The following is a 17,292-nucleotide window of genomic DNA, read 5'->3' on the forward strand; positions in this document are numbered from 1 at the left end:
GATCTATTCTACAAATAGCATATCTCTGTGATAGGAAAGGTATTCATTCATACTTTTGTTTATTTGAAGGTTAAACTTCAACCCTTGGGATAGTCCAAGTCGCTTAATATTTTCAGCCCCAATCTGAGAAGATAAAATAATCTTGCCATATCTATCGAATGTAATGAGACCACGGTCAAAAAGTCTATCATAGGTAGCGCTAAGGAGGAGCCCGTTGTCAACACTTAAGCGCTCTTTATTAGAACTGGCTGCCCATGGCTTAATGTGGCTTGCAACAAGCAAATCGGGATGGTCAATTCCCGTTATAATACAACGCCCATTATATTTATCAATAAGAGATTTTCTAAAGGCACCTTGACCTACTCGTGATTGAATGATGGCTGTTTTCTCGGTTTCAGGAATTTGCCTGTCATTCTCTATTGTCTCCATATAAATACGATCGCCCGAATCTTCGGATATGGTATTGAGAAAATAGCGGTATTGCTTAAGCGCATTTCTGTACAACAGTTTTCTGCGAGTATTTTCTGTGGCAAAATCTCTATCGTTTATGATAAGAAAGATTGCAAGATCAAGTTCAAACGGTGACATAGTTTCAAGTGGTTTTTGGATTGTGCCTTTTTGATGCATTTCCTTCGATATTGCGCCTACTGCATCAGAGTATGTACCAATAGAACTCTCAGAAAACCCAATATTCTGAGCCAGCCAGTCAGAAAAGGGATTGCTACTATGAGTGGTAGATAATAATGCGGATGAACGGTTAGCGGAATCTGGATTGGCTTTCTTTTCTTCATTTACTCCGGTCGAACCTCTTTTCGATGCAATGCCAAGGTTACGTGCTCTTATCCATATAGCCGGTAGCGTTCTGTTGGGCAGATATTTTTCCTGCAATTCTTTACTTGACATCTTACCATAGCATTTATTTAATATTTCATCATCTTCTTTAGTCCAGTCGGGACTCTTGGGCAACCCGATACCAAGACTCCCTGCTTTCCCAATAATAGCCTTTATCGTTCTGTTCGGTAGATATTTTTCCCGCAATTCCTCATTTGGCATTTTATTATAATATTTTCGTAATTTTTCAAGTTCTTCTTCAGTCCAGTTCAGGTTTCTTGTTTGTGTAATGCCAAGAATACTTGCTCTTCCCAATATAGCCTGTGACGTTCTATTAGGCAGATATTTTTCCCGCAATTCTTCATTTGATATTTTGCCATAGTATTCTTGCAATATTTCATCATCTTCTTTAGTCCAGTCGGGACTCCTTGGTGACCCAATACCAAGGAGCACTGCTCTCCCAATAATAGCCTTTATCGTTCTGTCGGGCAGGTATGTTTTTTGCAATTCCTTATTTGGCATTTTGCCATAGTATTCTTGTAACTTTTCAATCTCTTCCTCGGTCCAGTCGGGACTCTTTACTAATGTGAGGCCAAGGTCAGATGCTTTCCCAAGGATAGCATCTACTGTTCTGTCAGGCAGACATGTTTTCTGCAATTCTTCTATTGATATTTTACTATAGTTTTCTTGTAACTTTTCAAGCTCTTCTTTGTTCCATTCTGGTCTCTTTGCTAATGCAATGCCAAGTTCAGATGCCTTCCGTCTGATAGATTGCGGTGTCCTGTTAGGTAGATATTTTCTCTGCAATTCTTTATTTGGCATCTTACCATAGTGTTCTTGCAACTTTTCAAGTTCTTCTTTCGTCCAGTCTTGGCCTTTCAATAGAACCCCTCCCTTTTATAATTTCATTATAGTCAACGCGGTTAATCAAAGTCAAGGTCAAGCATGAAAGTATAGCATCAATATGGGCAATATTTTACCCTTGTTTTTGGACGTTGCGGTAGTGGCAAGCAATGCGCCGGTATATACCCGGTGCCGCTTGTTGGTGGCTGTAGGTCCCCAAGCCCCCAGTGCATCGGAGCAGCTCCGCCCGATGCACAAGCCGCCGTTGGTGTCTGCTGGTATATACCGGCAGGGGAAGGACGCCCCCGGCGGAGCCGCCCTCTGAGGGCGCACGATGGCCGCAGGCCATACCACCGCCAGCTTGCTGGTGGTGAGTAAGTGCGCTCTTAGCAGAGAGCCCGGCAAAGAGAACGGAGCGCCCAGGTCATCCCCGGACGCTCCCACTTCGGTTCTCTCCTGCTGATCGATCACCGCCCCTCAAGCCTGTGTCATTCTGCCACAAATGAGCCTCAGTCAATGTAATGTAGTGGTCTGGTGAAACCACCCTTTACACAATACATCTCATTAAGAAATATAGAAAAACCCAACAGCACAAGAATTTGCAAAATAAGATAAGGATAGAAATATTAGACAGTCCAGCTTAACTGTTCAATACTCCTACCCTCATTCAGTTGGCAGCCGGAGAAGGATTCGAACCCTCACAAACAGAGTCAGAGTCTGTCGTGCTACCCTTACACAATCCGGCTATGGCCCCCACTCTCGCAGGGACAAGAGCTATTATAACAAATGATTGAAAAATGTCAAGAGTATTTTTCAACTTTTTTCAGCAGAGGCTCATCTTTCCAATATTCCCCAAATATTTAGGAATACAACGCGGTTTTTTGAGGCATAGCGTCCAAAAAAGTGGAAAACAGGAAACTCATCCCGGCGGATGCAAGCAGTTCGCTGCCGCCTCTGCCTCTCTGCGGCGCAGGCCTCTGCCCTCCGGAATGGGAATCCAGCGGCTGCGCGCCTGGACATTCCCTCCAAAACAGTCGTGATCGTCCAGCACCACATACTGCATCTGCGACCGCTCGGCAAGCCAGGCCTGAATGTCCTCCCCCTTGTCTCCCACCTGAGGCGCCGCGTCCCAGATAGGGGTTCCATTTCGTTCCAAACGGCGGTACAGATTTTGGATAAAGGCGCGGCACAGAGGGTCGTCCACCGTCAAGGCGTCCCGCCAGGAGGAGCACAGAACAATCCTGGCCCCGCTGTGCCTCACCAGCCAGCGTAACCAGAACAGGGACCGCGGGTCAAAAATCTGCCGTTCCAGGGGAAGCCGGAGCAGACCGCTGAGCCGGGTGCTGAGCTCCGTACAGATCACACCGTCAATGTCCAGAAAAATGACCACCTGCTCCACCTCCAGAATATAGGGGCGCTCCGCTTTCCATCCAGTCCCATTCTCCGGCTCAAGCAAAAAACCGGAGCAAACAAACTGGGTTCGCTCCGGTTTTCGTGTCAGATACGGGGTGTTGTTCTCGGATGGATTCGGGCTCAGCACTCCAGCTTTTCCAGGGTGCAGGTTTTGGCAATGGACTTGCGGATCTCGGCGCGCAGGGGCAGGACGGAGGTGGGTGAGACGGACAGCTCGTCAATACCAATGGCCAGGAAGGTCTCCAGCAGACTGAGGTCCGCGCCCAGCTCGCCGCAGATGCCGATCCAGATACCCGCCTTGTGGGCGGCGTCGGTGGCCATTTTCAGCGCCCGCAGCACGGCGGGGTGGTGGGGGTCGAAGAACTTGCCCAGGTCGTTGGCCTGACGGTCACAGGCCAGGGTGTACTGGGTCAGGTCGTTGGTGCCCACCGAGAAGAAGTCCACTTCCTTGGCCAGCTCCTCGGCCACCAGGACGGAGGCAGGGGTCTCGATCATAATGCCGATCTCGGTCTCCTTGTTGTAGGGGACCCCCTCGGCGTCCAGCTCTGCCATCACCTTCTGACAGGCCCGCTTACACTCCTTCACCTCCCACACGGAGGTAATCATGGGGAACATAATGGCCACCTTGCCGTAGGCGGAGGCCCGGTACAGGGCGCGCAGCTGGGTGCGGAAGACCTCGGGGCGGTTCAGACAGATCCGGATAGCCCGGACACCCAGGGCGGGGTTCTCCTCCTTGTGCAGCTGGAAGTAGTCCACCTGCTTGTCCGCGCCGATATCCAGGGTACGGATAACAACCCGCTTGCCGTCCATGGCGGCGGCCACATCCCGATAGGCCCTGAACTGGGCGTCCTCGCTGGGATAGTCGTTGGTGGCCAGATACAAAAACTCAGAGCGAAACAGGCCGATGCCCTGGCCGTCGTTGGACTGAACGGCGGCCACGTCTTCGGGGGAGCCGATGTTGCAGTAGACCATCATCTCCCGACCGTCCAGGGTCACGTCCTTCTGGCCCTTCATGGTCTCCATCAGCTCTTTCAGCTCTCTCTGCTTCTCCAGCTTGGCCTGGAAGGCGCCAAGTGTAATCTCATCAGGATCAATGGCCACCTGACCGGTCTCGCCGTCAATGTAGGCCGTCCGGCCGGCGCAGTCCTGCTTCAGTGCATCGCCCAAGCCGCAGATGGCGGGGATGCCCATGGTGCGGGCCAGGATGGCGGTGTGACTGTTGCCTGAACCGCCCTGGGTCATGAAGCCCAGGATTTTGCTCTTGTCCAACTGAAGGGTCTCGGAGGGGGCCAGATCGTCGGCGGCCAGGATCACGGGCTCCTGGGAGTCGATACCGCCCTCGGTGAGGCCCATCAGGTTGTTCAGAATGCGCCGGGTCACGTCCTTGATGTCGGCGGCGCGGCCCTGCATATAGGGGTCGTCCATGGCAGCCAGCATGGCGGCAAACTCCTCACCGGCAATCTCCACCGCCTTCTCGGCGCAGCAGCCCTTTTCGGTCAGGGCATTCATCATGCAGTCCACATAGTCCTCGTCCTCCACGAACATGGCGTGGGTCTCAAAGAGGATGGCGGTCTCATCGCCGGTCTCCTCCCGGGCCTTGTCCGCAAGAGCGTTGAGCTGGTCGATGGACTTCTCCTGGGCCTGGGTAATGCGGGCCTTCTCCGCCTCGATATCGGCGGCGGGAGCGTCCGAAATGGTGGTATCTGGGCGCTGGAAGAAGTAAATCGGCCCGCTGGCCACGCCCTTGGAGACGCCCTTTCCCTGCATTAAGATCATCGTTTATTCCTCCTTATAGAAATCGGTCTCTCAGATCCAGATACAGCAGAGGGCGTCCGCCCAGTGGGCAGACGCCCTCTGAGCGGCGTTTACAGGTTCTCCTTAAAGAACTGCTCCATGGCGGCGGCGTTGGCCTCCTCGTTGCCGCCCTCGATGGTGACGGTGACCGTTTCGCCGGTCTTGATGCCCATGCCCATCAGAGCCATCAGCTTGGTGGCAGCGGCGGACTTGCTGCCGTCGGCCTTCGTAATGGTGACGGTGCTGTCCAGCCCCTTGGCTGCCTTGGCCAGCAGGCCGGCGGGACGGGCGTGGACGCCTACGGGATCGGTAATGGTGTAGGTAAACTGTTTCATGGTGCATAACATCCTTTCTTGATATAGATTGATATCTGGATCGCGCCAGATTGCAGACGCCGCAGGGGCATTAAAATCAATTGCACGCTCTTGTGAGACTACGGCTTGTAAAATTATAAATCTAAACAAAATTTTTGTAAATTGGAGGGCGGGCCAAAATTTTAGACTCTGTTTTGTGCGAAATGATGAAATCAATTTCAGCCATTTCCACTCATCTCCGGGGGAAATAGTGAAAAATCTGCTGTTTTTACGTGGAGAAGCGGATTTTTTTCCGTCAAGTCTGTGACAAACTTATGATTCCCGTTCCCGCTTTCAGGGCCGTTCCTGCCCGGTGGAGCCGCAGGCTACAATGGTATAGCCCAGCTTGATCTCCTTGGCAGGGCTGCTGGGGTCCTTCAGCTGTTCCAGCAGCAAAGCGGCGGCGTTGGCCCCGCTCTCCTGATAAAAATACCGAATGGTGGTGATGGAGGGGACTGAGACCTCGCTGAGGCTGGAGGCCCCCTGTCCAGTCAGCCGGACCTGTTGGGGCACCGCAATGTTCTGACTTCTCAGATATTGCAGGGCCCCCACCGCCAGAGCGTCGGCAGCGCAGACCAGCGCGTCCAGGGGTCCCCAGCGTTCCCAGAGCTCCTGGGCCTTCTCCCGTCCAGAGGCAATGGTGAAGCTGGCAGCAGCAGTGTGGCTGGCCTGGTCCTCCAGGCCCGCGTCCCGGACCGCGTCCTGATAGCCGCGGCTGCGGGCCTGACCCGCCGCCTTATCCTGGGGCGGCGCGCCTATGTAGCCCAGCCGCTGGCAGCCCTGCTCCAACACCAGACTGGTCACGTCGTAGAAGGCGTGGTAGTCGTCGTGATAGACACAGGGAACCCCTGCCAGCTGCTGGCCCACCACCACCACGGGGACCCGGCTCTTCTTGATCATGGTGATATGCCTGGCGGTAAACACGGTGGCCAGCAGAATCACCCCGTCAACCCGCTGGTCGTCAAAGGTGTCCAGATAGACCAGCTCCTTGGACGGGAGGTTGTGGGCGTCTGCCAGCAGAATCTGAAAGCCCTGCTCCTCCAGCACGGAGTCGATGCCAGACACCACGCTGCTGATGGAAAAGGACTCGATGTTGGGGATGATAACCCCAACCGTCTTGCTTTTCCGCGTACGCAGGATCTGGGCCTGGACCAGGGGACGGTAACCGGTCTCCTCAATCACTCTGCGGATGGCCTCTTTCTTTTCCGCCGACAGATAGCCGTTGTTTAAGTAGCGCGAAACGGCCGAGGGGGACACCCCTGCCAGCTTGGCGATTTCTGAAATGTTCATAGCCCTTCTCCCCGGTATCTTGAAATCCTTTTCACATTATACCACAGGAGCAAGTTTTGTCCAATCGTTTTGCTCCAAACCCTCCCCCTTTTTCTCGGTCATTCTCACTAATCATTTTGGGGAGATTTTAGATAAAACGACGGACCCAATTCCGTTTGCCCTCCGGCGGACCAGGTGGAGCGATGCTCTCCTCGGGGTGACGCCCTCCCGGACGCGGCTTTTACCGCTCCCTCTTGCGCTGCCGCCGCCTCTGTGGTATGCTAAGGTCCAAATCCAATGCAAAGGAGAATTCTGATGAGATTGGACCGTATAACATCCCCGGACCACCCCATGTACCCCCAGGCCAGGGAGCTGTATGCCCTCGGCTTTCCCCTCCACGAGCAGCGGGAGGAGGACTCCCAGCGGAGGATCATGGGCTGTTCGGACTACCAATACCATTTGATTTATGACCAGGAGCTGTTTGTCGGACTGCTGCTGTGTTGGGAGACGGCGGAGTTTATCTATGTGGAACACTTCTGTATCCAGCCCCACCTGCGGAATCAGGCATACGGACGGCGCGCGCTGGAGCTGCTCCGCAGCCGGGGGAAGTCCATCATTTTGGAGATCGACCCGCCGGAGGACGGGGTTTCCCGGCGGCGGCAGGGCTTCTATCAGCGGCAGGGCTACCAGACCAACCCCTTCCCCCACGTCCATCCCCCCTACCATTCGAACTGTCCTGGACACCGGCTGGTGGTCCTGTCCTGTCCAACCCCTCTGTCCCAGGGGGAGTACCAGATCTTTGACCAATATCTGAAAGGGGTTGTGATGGCAGACGCGGGCTGAAAAAAATCATGTCAAATCCCCTTGTTTGTGCTATAATAGAACAGAGGCCGCCGGTTCAGAGCGGATAGGGGAGGAAAATATGTACAGCGGAAGCATTTTGTATCACTACACCGATTTCCAGGCGCTGGACGGCATTCTCCGCTGCGCCCAGCTGCGGGTCAACAACGTTCTGCGCATGAACGACTCAGCGGAGATGCGCCACTTCATGAAGCGGCTGGCCAGCGCCATTGTGGAGCGGCTGGAGGGGGAGGGACGCAGAGGACAGGCTCGGGCGGTCCAGCAGCTGTTTGAGCTGGAGCTGAAAAAGGAGTACTCCGCCTTTGCCGCTTGCTTCTCCTTCCAGCGGGACGATGCCGCCCAGTGGGAGCGGTACGGCAACCGGGGGCGAGGCATCTGCATTGCCTTTCAGCGGGAGTATTTACAAAAAATTGCCAAGGGGGCTCTGTCCCTTCAGACCGTCTTCTACCAGGACGATATGGCGGGCCACCCCATGGTGGAGACCTTCTGTGAACTGGCCGGTCAGGATGGAAGTCTGTCCGCCGGCAATCCCGCCGTCCGGAAGGCTATGCGGGACGCCTGGGCCTGCTCGGTGTCCTTCAAGCACCCCTCCTTCTCCTCAGAGTACGAGACCAGGCTGGTAGTTTCCCCCTTCGAGAAGGAGGAGTTCGGGGTTAAAGCCTGCTACCACGTGACCCAGGAGCGGATCAAAAAGTACTACCCCCTGGACCTGGCCGCCATGTGCCAGGAGATCGGCGTTGGCATAGAGGACCTGGTGGCAGAGCTTATTATTGGGCCGGAATCCGCTCAGTCCCTGGCTATTTTGCAGGACTATCTGGAGGACAACGGCCTCCACGCTCTGGTGGACCGAGTGTCCCTTTCGGACTGTCCCCTGCGCCGCCTGTCCAACTGAACGAAATGCGCCCGCCCTCCGGCTGGAGGGCGGGCGTTCCATTTGTGCTGTCACTTGGGGCCGAACTGGTTCCAGTAGCCCATAACAAAAACGAAGAGGACGATCAGGGGCAGGATATAGCTGACATAGAACCGGACCCCCTTGGGGAAAACCAGCCCCTGACCCTCGTTGGCCTCGGCCAGGAAGTTCTCCCAGCCCCAGCCCCCCTTGCTGGTGCAGAACAGCACATAGAGCAGAGAGCCCAGAGGCAGAATGTTCTGGGAGACCAGGAAATCCTCAATGCCGGATATGTCCATCCCCAGTACGGTGAAACCGGACCACAGATTGCTCCCCAGCACACAGGGCATGGACAGCAGCAGTATGCCCACAAAGTTGACAATGACCGCCCGTTTGCGGTCGAGTCCCCACCGGTCCATGGTGAACGAAATGATGTTCTCAAAGACGGCAATCACCGTGGACAGGGCGGCGAAGGACAGGAACAGGAAGAAAGCTCCGCCCCACAGCCGGCCCAGTGCCATGTGATTGAAGATGTTGGGCAGGGTCATAAAGACCAGGGAGGGCCCCTCTCCGGTGGACACCCCAAAGGCGGAGCAGGCGGGGAAGATAATCAGTCCCGCCACAAAGGCCACGCAGGTGTCCAGCACGCCGATGCGCAGAGCTTCCCCGGCCAGACGGTGCTCCTTGCCGATATAGCTGCCAAAAATGGAGATGGCTCCAATGCCCAGGGACAGGGTGAAGAAGGCTTGCCCCATGGCGGCAAACACCGCCTCGCCCAGGATCCAGTTTCCCTCAGCGTCGTAAACCAGATTGTGGAAATTGGGCTGGAGGTAGAACCGCAGGCCCTCCCCGGCCCCCTCCAACAGGACGGAGTTGGCGGCCAGCACCACCATCAGGGCCAGCAGGCACACCATCATCACCTTGTTCACCCGCTCCACGCCGTTGCGCAGACCCTGGACGCACACCAGCATTCCGACACAGACCACGATCACCATATACAGGGTCATGGTTCCCGGACGGCTCAGCAGGTCGCTGAACTCCGCCGCGACCCCCTGGGCGTCCAGGCCGGTAAACTCTCCCCGCAGCATTTTGACAAAGTAGTACAGCAGCCACCCGGCGATGACGGTGTAAAACATCATCAGCAGATAGTTGCCCGCAAAGCCGGCATAGCTGTACCAGTGCCATTTGCTCCCCTTGGGCTCCAGCCGCTGGAAGGACAGGGCAATGCTCCGCTGGCTGGCCCGGCCTACCGCCAGCTCCATCACCATAACGGGCAGACCCAGGATGACCAGGAACAGCAGGTACAGCAGCACAAAGGCCGCTCCGCCGTATTTCCCCGTGATGTAGGGGAAGCGCCACACGTTGCCCAGGCCGATGGCGCAGCCCGCCGAGATGAGCACGAAGCCCAGGCGGGAGGAAAATGTCTCTCGTTTCTCCATTGACAAAACCAAACTCCTTTGCTATAATGAGGGACAAGAGGGGCGACCTGCTGCAACAGGTCACACAGCTCTTCCTCAAAGATTTAGAATCTGGAGAAATGCCGGTTTCCTATTGCGGGGGGCCGGTTATTTCTTTAGATTGAGAATGCCGAAAATCACAACGGCGAGCAGATTAAGTAGTGTCAACACTTCTAATACTGACATCTCGTCACCTCCAGAATCCGGAGGTCAAGCCGTTCCCCTCTTGCTTGGCGTATTATACCATAATCGACATACTCAAGACAAGCCCCACCGTATAATTCCCCGCCCAAGAAAAATCCCCCTTGACAGGGGGATTTTTTACGTTATAATGGTAGTACATAAGTTCTATAGAACATATTTTCTGCAAGGAGGTCCCGACCATGGAGCTGCTGGACAAGCTGAATATCCTGGCTGATGCCGCCAAATATGACGCGGCCTGCACCTCCAGCGGACTGGACCGCTCCGGCAGGCCGGGGACCATCGGGAACACCACAATGGCGGGGTGCTGCCACTCCTTCTCCGCCGACGGACGGTGCATTTCGCTGCTGAAAGTGCTTATGACCAACGTCTGTGTCTACGACTGCCAGTACTGCGTCAACCGCAAATCCAACGACGTGCCCCGGGCGGCCTTTACCCCCAGGGAGCTGTGCGAGCTGACCATGGGCTTCTACCGCCGCAACTACATTGAGGGGCTGTTTCTCTCCTCCGCTGTCATTCAAAATCCGGACCATACCACCGAGCTGATGATCCGTACCCTCCAGCTGCTGCGCAGAGAGTACCGATTCGGCGGCTACATCCACGCCAAGGCCATTCCAGGGGCTGACCCGATCCTGACCCGGCGCCTGGGCCTGCTGGCCGACCGGCTGAGCGTGAACATTGAGCTGCCCTCCTCTCCCAGCCTGGCTCTGCTGGCGCCTGACAAGAAGCGGGAGGCGATTCTGGCCCCTATGAGGCAGATCCGGGACGGCATTGACGCCTCAAAGCAGGAGCTGGCCACCTGCCGCCACGCCCCCCGCTTCGCACCGGCGGGGCAGTCAACCCAGATGATTGTGGGGGCCACGCCGGAGAGCGACCGGCACATCCTCGCCCTGACTCAGGCACTGTACGACCGCTACCAGTTGAAGCGGGTCTTTTACTCCGCCTATATGCCTGTGTCCTCCAGTCCTCTGCTTCCCGTGCCGGAGAATTTTCAGCCGCCCCTGCTGCGGGAGCACCGGCTGTATCAGGCGGATTGGCTGCTGCGCTATTACCACTTCCGGGCGGAGGAGATATTGGACGAGGAGCAGCCCGACCTGGACCCCCGGATGGACCCCAAATGCTGCTGGGCCCTGCGCCACCTGGAGTTCTTCCCGGTGGAGGTGAACAAGGCGGACTATGAGGCGCTGCTCCGGGTCCCGGGGCTGGGGGTCCGCTCCGCCAAGCGGATTTTGACCGCACGGCGGGTGGGACCGCTGAATTTCGAGGGGCTGAAACGGCTGGGGGTTGTGTTGAAACGGGCCCAGTATTTTCTTACCTGCTCCGGCCGGATGATGCAGGGCCTGCGGGTCAGTGAGGATGGCCTACTGCGTCACCTGATCTCCCTGGAGGCCCCCGCCCTGGCCGGCCCCGCGCCGGAACAGCTCTCCCTCTTTGACAGTCCTGGCGGGTAGCGGCTGACCGCTGTTTGCCCTCGCCGGGCGGGCCTTCCTTTTTCTTGTAAGAAAAGGGAAGCGAAAAAGAACGTTCCCCTCGCTCTGGAAGTCTTTGGGGCACTGGCAGTCCGCCGCCCGGTAACGAAGGCCCTTTGTGGGTGGATTTCTTTATTTTTGTAGGAGTGGCCCCATATGGCCGCCCGCTAATCTGAATCTCTCCATTTTGCTGCGCCTGATGCCCTGCTGCATGGGTTTTGTACTTTCTTTACACAGAACAGCTCCCCGGCTTTCGCCAGGGAGCTGTATAGTTTATGGGATTGGGGATTCAGGTCAGCCCAGGGTCACCAGCAGGTCGTCAGTATTGACAGCGGTACCCACGGCGGCGGAGACAGACTTGACGGTGCCGTCCACGGGGGCGGTCACTTCAATTTCCATCTTCATGGCCTCCAGGACCACCAGCACATCGCCGGCCTTCACAGCCTGACCGGGCTTGCACTCCACCTTAAACACGTTGCCGGGCATGGGGCTGGGGACAGGGGTCTCGCCGGCGGCGGGGGCAGCGGGTGCAGGTGCTGCGGCAGGTGCAGGGGCCAGAGCCGGAGCGGCGGCGGGGGCAGGAGCCGGAGCAGGCGCGGCCACAGGGGCGGCGGCAGCGACCGGAGCCGCAACAGTGGGCGCAGAACCATCCGCAGCGGCCACAGAGACAGCGTAAGCCTTGCCGTCAATGGTAATGGTGTAAGTGCCGGGGCAGTTGTCCCGGGCGCCCATCACCAGGTGGGGGGGCTGATAGCTGGCGGCAAAGGGCTGAATGGGCCGGGAAGTCATGCCGTTGGCGGCGGAGGCGGGCACATTGGCGTAGTACACGTGGCCCTGCCAGGCGGGCATGGGGGGCAGGTCCTCCTGCCTGGGGGCGGCGGGGGCGCTGGCCTTCTTGGCGGGGTCTGCCTTCTTGGGGAAGCCGGCCTCCCGGTCCTTGAAGAAGGCCATAGCCACCTGGGGGAAGGCGATGTAGCTCAGCACGTCCTCGTCACACTTGGCGGTAGCGCCCAGCTCCTTCTTGGTCTTCTCGAACTCGGGCTCCAGAGAGTCGGCGAAGCGGCCCTTTACCACGGGAGTGTCGCCCAGGATCTTCTTCTGAATGGCGGGGTCGATGGGGGCGGGGGTGCGGCCATACTCGCCGCGGCAGTAGGCCTTGATCTCCTTGCCCACCACCTTGTAGCGCTCGCCGGCCAGCACATTCTGCACCGCCTGAGAGCCCACCATCTGGCTGGTGGGGGTGACCAGCGGGGGATAGCCCAGGTCGGCGCGGACCTTGGGGGTCTCGGCCAGGGCCTGGTCCAGCTTGTCGATGGCGTTCATCATCTTCAGCTGGGAGATCAGGTTGGACAGCATACCGCCGGGGATCTGATAGTTGAGGCACTGGGTGTCGGTGGCCATGGAGATGGGATCCAGGGTCCCGTCCTTGATGAAGTCGGCCCGGACGCCCTTGAAGAAGTCGGCCATTTTGATGAGCACCTTGTCGTCCAGGTCCACCTGGTAGCCCAGGGAGCGCAGGGCATAGGCCAGGGTCTCGGTGGCGGGCTGGGCGGTGCCGCCGGACATGGGGGAGATGGCGGTGTCGATCACGTCGGCGCCCGCCTCCACGCCCTTCAGACAGGTCATAAAGGCCAGACCGGTAGTGCAGTGGGTGTGGATGACCAGGGGCAGCTCAGGCACGGCGTCCTTGATGGCGGACACCAAGTCATAGGACTCCTTGGGGCCCATAATGCCGGCCATGTCCTTGATGCAGATGGACTTGACGCCCATGCTCTTCAGGTCCTTCACCATCTGGACGTTCTTCTCCAGGGTGTGGACCGGGCTGGTGGTAAAGCAGATGGTGCCGGAGGCATGGCCGCCCCGCTTGACGGTCTCGTCAATGGCCACCTCCAGGTTGCGGGCGTCGTTCAGGGCGTCGAAAATGCGGATAATGTCGATGCCGTTCTTGATGGAGTACTCCACAAACTTGCGCACCACGTCGTCGGGATAGTGCTTATAGCCCAGGATGTTCTGGCCGCGCAGCAGCATCTGGAGCTTGGTGTTGGGCATCTTCTTGCGGATCTTCCGCAGCCGCTCCCAGGGGTCCTCCTGCAGGTAGCGCAGGCACACGTCGAAGGTGGCCCCGCCCCACACCTCGGCGGAGTAGTAGCCGGCCTTGTCCATGGTCTCCAGAATGGGCTCAAACTTGCTGTAGGGCAGGCGGGTTGCGATGAGGGACTGGTTGGCGTCGCGCAGGACGGTTTCGGTAAAGCCTACTTTTCTAGTCTTGCTCTTGCTCATAATAGTTTCGACCTCCAAATTGCTCCCCGGAGCAAACCGGGAAAATTTGCCCCTTGGGGCGGACGTTTTAGTCGCTTGCCTATTATTTTAGTATAATCCCTCTCAGAAAGCAAGCCCCTTCCTTGGAATATTCTGACCTTTTTTCTGTATTTTCTTGTGCAAAAATGCGGAGGGCCTTTTTGACCGCCAGGGGTGGAAATATTTGACCTTCTGTAGTAAACTGTTTATTTTAATGATGTCTGTTCCCGCCGGGAATGATTCTCCCGATTCAGGAGGATATACCAATGCTGTTTGACGGTTTTGTACAGGAATCCGCCGCCTCTGGGGCGCTGTGTGCCAGATTTTCGCCGCTGCTGCCTCCGGCGCTGACGGCGGTCTGGCAGAAATATGGCTTCGGTACGGTGCTGGACGGCTATTTGAAGGTGGTCAATCCGGAGGACTACCAGGACCTGCTTCAGGACACCTACGCCCTGGGCGGCGAGGCCATTCCCATCTTTGCCACCGCCTTTGCCGACCTGATTACCTGGGAGAAGGGCCGGTATATCCGCATGGTCAAATACAGGGAGGGCGTCTTCCAGGGCGTCGCCGCCGGCTTTGACTTCTTCTGGGAGGATGTGGAGAGCGGCGCCTTTGATGCAAGATTCTTTGACCTGGAGCTGTACCAGGCGGCGGTGAGGCGGTGGGGGCCTCTGCAATTCGGCCAGTGCTTCTGCTTTGTGCCCCTGCTGGGGCTGGGCGGACGGAAAGAGGCGGACTGTCTGCGCAAGGGAAATATCAAGGAGCAGATCGAGCTTATAAGGCAGTTTTTTGGGCGAGTCGGAGACGATCTGTGAGAAAGGGAGAGGATTATGGGTCTGGGTTATTTCCTCATTCTGGTTATGATAGCCGGCGCGGCGGGAGGGGCCGTCTTCCTGCTCCTTCTGGCGCGGAATATTTGGAAGCGTTCGCGTTACAGGGCGCTGGCGCTGTTCCCTCTGTTGGCGGCAGGGCCCTGTGCCGCTATGGCGGTGTGGCTGTTGGCTCTCTTTCTTCGGGAACCGCCCTGGAGCTTCCATTTTTAACACCTGCCCACAATACAAAACGCCGCCCCGGCTGGGGCGGCAAATCATTCCTTTTTCAGCTGTATTCTGTCAGATCAGCAGTCGCTGACTGTGTCGTCCTCACTGGTGTGATAGGCGTCGTAATTAAAGATCAGATCGTCAATGTCCACATCGTCGCGGACCCGGGCCCAAATGCTGTTTATTTCCCGTTTCGGCATCGTCATTTCTGCCATCTCCTTTCTGTAATCGTGGTGTTTACTTAAAAATGGGTATAAAAATACCACCGTCTGCCATGCAAACGATGGAGAAGAAGCTGTGTAGATGTTGGGACTCTGACTCCGTCAGGGGGCAGACACACGCACAGTATACTCCAATCGCTTGCAAATGAAGAGTGCTCCTTGGGTGACATAACGCTGTTGCATCTGTGCCCACCTCTTTCCTTGCAGAATTTTCAATCAGCAGGAGATACAACAAACACATCTCCAGCTGCTTCAGTCATTGTAAACCCTTTTTCTCCATTTGTCAAGAGCTTTTGTGAGTTTTTTTAGAAGGCGATGAAATATAGGGTTTGCTCTCGTTTATTATGCCAAAAAACGCCAAAAAGAGCGCAACTTCTCCGAGATCTGCAACGCCGAATACGGTGCCTCCTCCTGTCGCTTGTCCGCGATCTGCTTAGGTCTATCTTCGAGGGCTTGGGTTCGCTTAACATGTACTCCGGCTTCTGCGGCGACTCCGCATACCACTTTGCCGTCTGGGGATCCATGTGGTACTTCCGTCCTACCCTTTTGTCTGTCACTTCGGATATCCATTTTGATATGCTCCTTGTACATATTTTTCGCATTTCTGACTTGTCGCTCTGAATTAGGATATGCTATAATAAAAGAACAAATGTTTTAGAGAGGGGATAGGCCACTATGGCAGAACGCACCTACATTGCCATCGACCTGCGCAGCTTTTACGCTTCGGTAGAGTGTGTCGAGCGCGGCCTTGACCCTCTGACCACCAACCTGGTGGTGGCCGACCTGAGCCGAACGGAAAAGACCATCTGTCTGGCGGTTACCCCCTCTCTGAAAGCCTATGGCATTTATGGCCGCGCCAGATTATTTGAGGTCGTGCAGAGGGTAGAGGAAGTCAACGCCCGAAGGCTGCGGTGCGCGCCGGGGCGGCAGTTTACCGGTCCTTCCTCTGACGATACCAGGTTGAAAGCCGATCCCAGCCTGGCGGTGGATTATATCGTGGCCCCGCCCCGGATGGCCCATTACATGGAGTGGAGCACCAGGGTCTACAACGTCTATTTGAAATACATTGCACCGGAGGATATCCACAACTATTCCTAATCCGAGAACTCGGATTACGAATATAATCTGAGCAGTAATAATAATCCGAGTTACTCTTCACAGCCAGTGCAAATACTGGTTTTTCAACAGAATAACTCGGATTATTGTAATTTTTTCTAAATCGTATAATTGTGGTTTTGAGAAACAAAATATAAAAATATAATAAAAATAGCGATTTGGTTGCACTCTTATGTGCAACTAATGGCCAATTTCAACCAAAGGTATACGAGGTTGATATTACCAGATTGCGGCAGTACCTTATTCGAGAGTTTTCAATCAATTACAACAAAATAGTTGCTTTTCCTTTAAAATATGCTATACTTTTATTGAAGTAGCCATTTAATCCTAAGTTGCTTGCAACGCTTGACAAAGGGAAACAATATAAACAACAACAAAATGGACTGTCAACCTTACCGAAAACGCCGCCCGGCTGTAAAAAGGGCGGCGTTTTTGCGTGACAGGGAAAGGAGGAAAAGGTATCAAGGGGCGGGGCCAAACTAAGGTTTTGGCCCCGTTCGCATTTGAAAAAGTAAGGAGGTCAAGCGAATGGCAGAAGAAAAGAAAACGACCCCAGCCCCGGAGGAGCAGAGGCCGGAGCCTCCCGCGCCGGAAACGCCAAATGTCCCCACCCCACCGGGGCCGGAGGTGCTGACCGTGGAGGAACAGCTCATTTTGGAGCATGAGGGGCGGGCCGCCCTTTTTGAAATGGGTGAGGCGATCCCGGACGCCTCCGAACTTCCCGGCGTGACGATCCCGGACCCGCCCACCCCGGAGCCGGAGGCCCAGGGGGTGATCCCCGGCATGGAGGGTCCCCCGTCTCCGGAGAACAAGGTGATCGACCTGTCGTCGGTCCGGGCGGGGGCCGGGCAGGAGCAGACGGACTCCGCCAAGGAGGGCGGGCAGGATTGGGAGAAGCCCCAGGAGCAGCCGGAGACTCCACGCCGTGGCCGCCGTCCCAAGAACAAGGAAGCCCCGGCCCAGGGTGAGAAACCCAAACGCAAGGGCCGCCCGCCCAAGGCGGAGAAGCAGGCCCCCGGCGGGGGCGGCGCTGGCAAGGCGGCCAAAACTCCCAGGCAGGGCAAGACGGCCAGTCAGCCCGCCCCGGCGAAAGAGGAGGCCCCGCCCCCTCCCGCGCCCGCACCGGAGGAGCCGACCCAGCCCGAGGACGCCTCCCGTGGGGAAAAGTCTGCAAAGGAAAAGTCAATAGGAAAATGAAATAAATTTGTGGACATAGAGGAAGGAGAAAAAAGCAACA

General features: G+C 56.4%; 14 protein-coding genes, 1 tRNA gene and 1 pseudogene. 7 read left to right on the plus strand and 9 right to left on the minus strand.

The window, feature by feature from the left end:
• Positions 1-3: 3 nt before the first annotated feature.
• The 6 genes from D1646_RS13530 to D1646_RS13555 form a co-directional block, all read right to left on the minus strand.
• Positions 4-1,713, minus strand: a complete 1,710-nt coding sequence (locus D1646_RS13530) for an HNH endonuclease (protein WP_160636962.1) — start codon at positions 1,711-1,713, stop codon at positions 4-6.
• A gap of 633 nt (positions 1,714-2,346) precedes the next feature.
• Positions 2,347-2,420: transfer RNA gene (locus tag D1646_RS13535), tRNA-Gln, on the minus strand.
• A gap of 173 nt (positions 2,421-2,593) precedes the next feature.
• Complete coding sequence (locus D1646_RS13540) at positions 2,594-3,214, minus strand: HAD domain-containing protein (protein ID WP_160636963.1); 621 nt, start codon at positions 3,212-3,214, stop codon at positions 2,594-2,596.
• A complete protein-coding gene (ptsP, locus tag D1646_RS13545) occupies positions 3,208-4,863 on the minus strand; it encodes a phosphoenolpyruvate--protein phosphotransferase (protein WP_160636964.1) in 1,656 nt (551 codons plus the stop codon). The genes D1646_RS13540 and ptsP overlap by 7 nt, the downstream gene beginning before the upstream one ends.
• Positions 4,864-4,952: 89 nt before the next feature.
• Positions 4,953-5,216: an HPr family phosphocarrier protein gene (locus tag D1646_RS13550; RefSeq protein ID WP_160636965.1), complete on the minus strand. Its 264-nt coding sequence runs from the start codon at positions 5,214-5,216 to the stop codon at positions 4,953-4,955.
• A 312-nt stretch (positions 5,217-5,528) separates the two neighbouring features.
• Positions 5,529-6,524: a LacI family DNA-binding transcriptional regulator gene (locus D1646_RS13555; protein ID WP_160636966.1), complete on the minus strand. Its 996-nt coding sequence runs from the start codon at positions 6,522-6,524 to the stop codon at positions 5,529-5,531.
• 294 nt (positions 6,525-6,818) lie between these two features.
• On the opposite strand from D1646_RS13555, the gene D1646_RS13560 reads away from it, so the two are divergent.
• Positions 6,819-7,346 (plus strand): GNAT family N-acetyltransferase, encoded by a 528-nt coding sequence (locus D1646_RS13560; protein ID WP_160636967.1) that lies wholly within the window; start codon positions 6,819-6,821, stop codon positions 7,344-7,346.
• A gap of 79 nt (positions 7,347-7,425) precedes the next feature.
• Complete coding sequence (locus D1646_RS13565; RefSeq protein WP_160636968.1) at positions 7,426-8,256, plus strand: DUF2971 domain-containing protein; 831 nt, start codon at positions 7,426-7,428, stop codon at positions 8,254-8,256.
• 50 nt (positions 8,257-8,306) lie between these two features.
• Here D1646_RS13565 and D1646_RS13570 read toward each other — a convergent pair whose 3' ends face one another.
• A complete protein-coding gene (locus tag D1646_RS13570) occupies positions 8,307-9,692 on the minus strand; it encodes a sodium-dependent transporter (RefSeq protein ID WP_160636969.1) in 1,386 nt (461 codons plus the stop codon).
• Positions 9,693-10,093: 401 nt separating this feature from the next.
• On the opposite strand from D1646_RS13570, the gene D1646_RS13575 reads away from it, so the two are divergent.
• Positions 10,094-11,362 (plus strand): putative DNA modification/repair radical SAM protein, encoded by a 1,269-nt coding sequence (locus tag D1646_RS13575; RefSeq protein WP_160636970.1) that lies wholly within the window; start codon positions 10,094-10,096, stop codon positions 11,360-11,362.
• A 312-nt stretch (positions 11,363-11,674) separates the two neighbouring features.
• On the opposite strand, the gene D1646_RS13580 is transcribed toward D1646_RS13575, so the two are convergent.
• Positions 11,675-13,660, minus strand: coding sequence for a pyruvate carboxylase subunit B (locus D1646_RS13580; RefSeq protein ID WP_160636971.1), 1,986 nt, complete (start codon positions 13,658-13,660; stop codon positions 11,675-11,677).
• 284 nt (positions 13,661-13,944) lie between these two features.
• Here D1646_RS13580 and D1646_RS13585 point away from each other — a divergent pair, with 284 nt between their 5' ends.
• Complete coding sequence (locus tag D1646_RS13585; RefSeq protein WP_160636972.1) at positions 13,945-14,493, plus strand: T6SS immunity protein Tdi1 domain-containing protein; 549 nt, start codon at positions 13,945-13,947, stop codon at positions 14,491-14,493.
• A 15-nt stretch (positions 14,494-14,508) separates the two neighbouring features.
• A complete protein-coding gene (locus D1646_RS13590; RefSeq protein ID WP_160636973.1) occupies positions 14,509-14,721 on the plus strand; it encodes a hypothetical protein in 213 nt (70 codons plus the stop codon).
• A gap of 74 nt (positions 14,722-14,795) precedes the next feature.
• Here D1646_RS13590 and D1646_RS23745 read toward each other — a convergent pair whose 3' ends face one another.
• Positions 14,796-14,924, minus strand: a complete 129-nt coding sequence (locus D1646_RS23745) for a hypothetical protein (protein ID WP_279279945.1) — start codon at positions 14,922-14,924, stop codon at positions 14,796-14,798.
• 690 nt (positions 14,925-15,614) lie between these two features.
• Here D1646_RS23745 and D1646_RS13595 point away from each other — a divergent pair.
• Positions 15,615-16,034 (plus strand): annotated as a pseudogene (locus tag D1646_RS13595) (DNA methylase); the annotation flags it as partial.
• Between the two features lie 549 nt (positions 16,035-16,583).
• Positions 16,584-17,252, plus strand: a complete 669-nt coding sequence (locus D1646_RS13600) for a hypothetical protein (protein WP_160636974.1) — start codon at positions 16,584-16,586, stop codon at positions 17,250-17,252.
• Positions 17,253-17,292: the final 40 nt, after the last annotated feature.

This window comes from Pseudoflavonifractor sp. 60 (assembly GCF_009911645.1).
GTDB lineage: Bacteria > Bacillota > Clostridia > Oscillospirales > Oscillospiraceae > Lawsonibacter.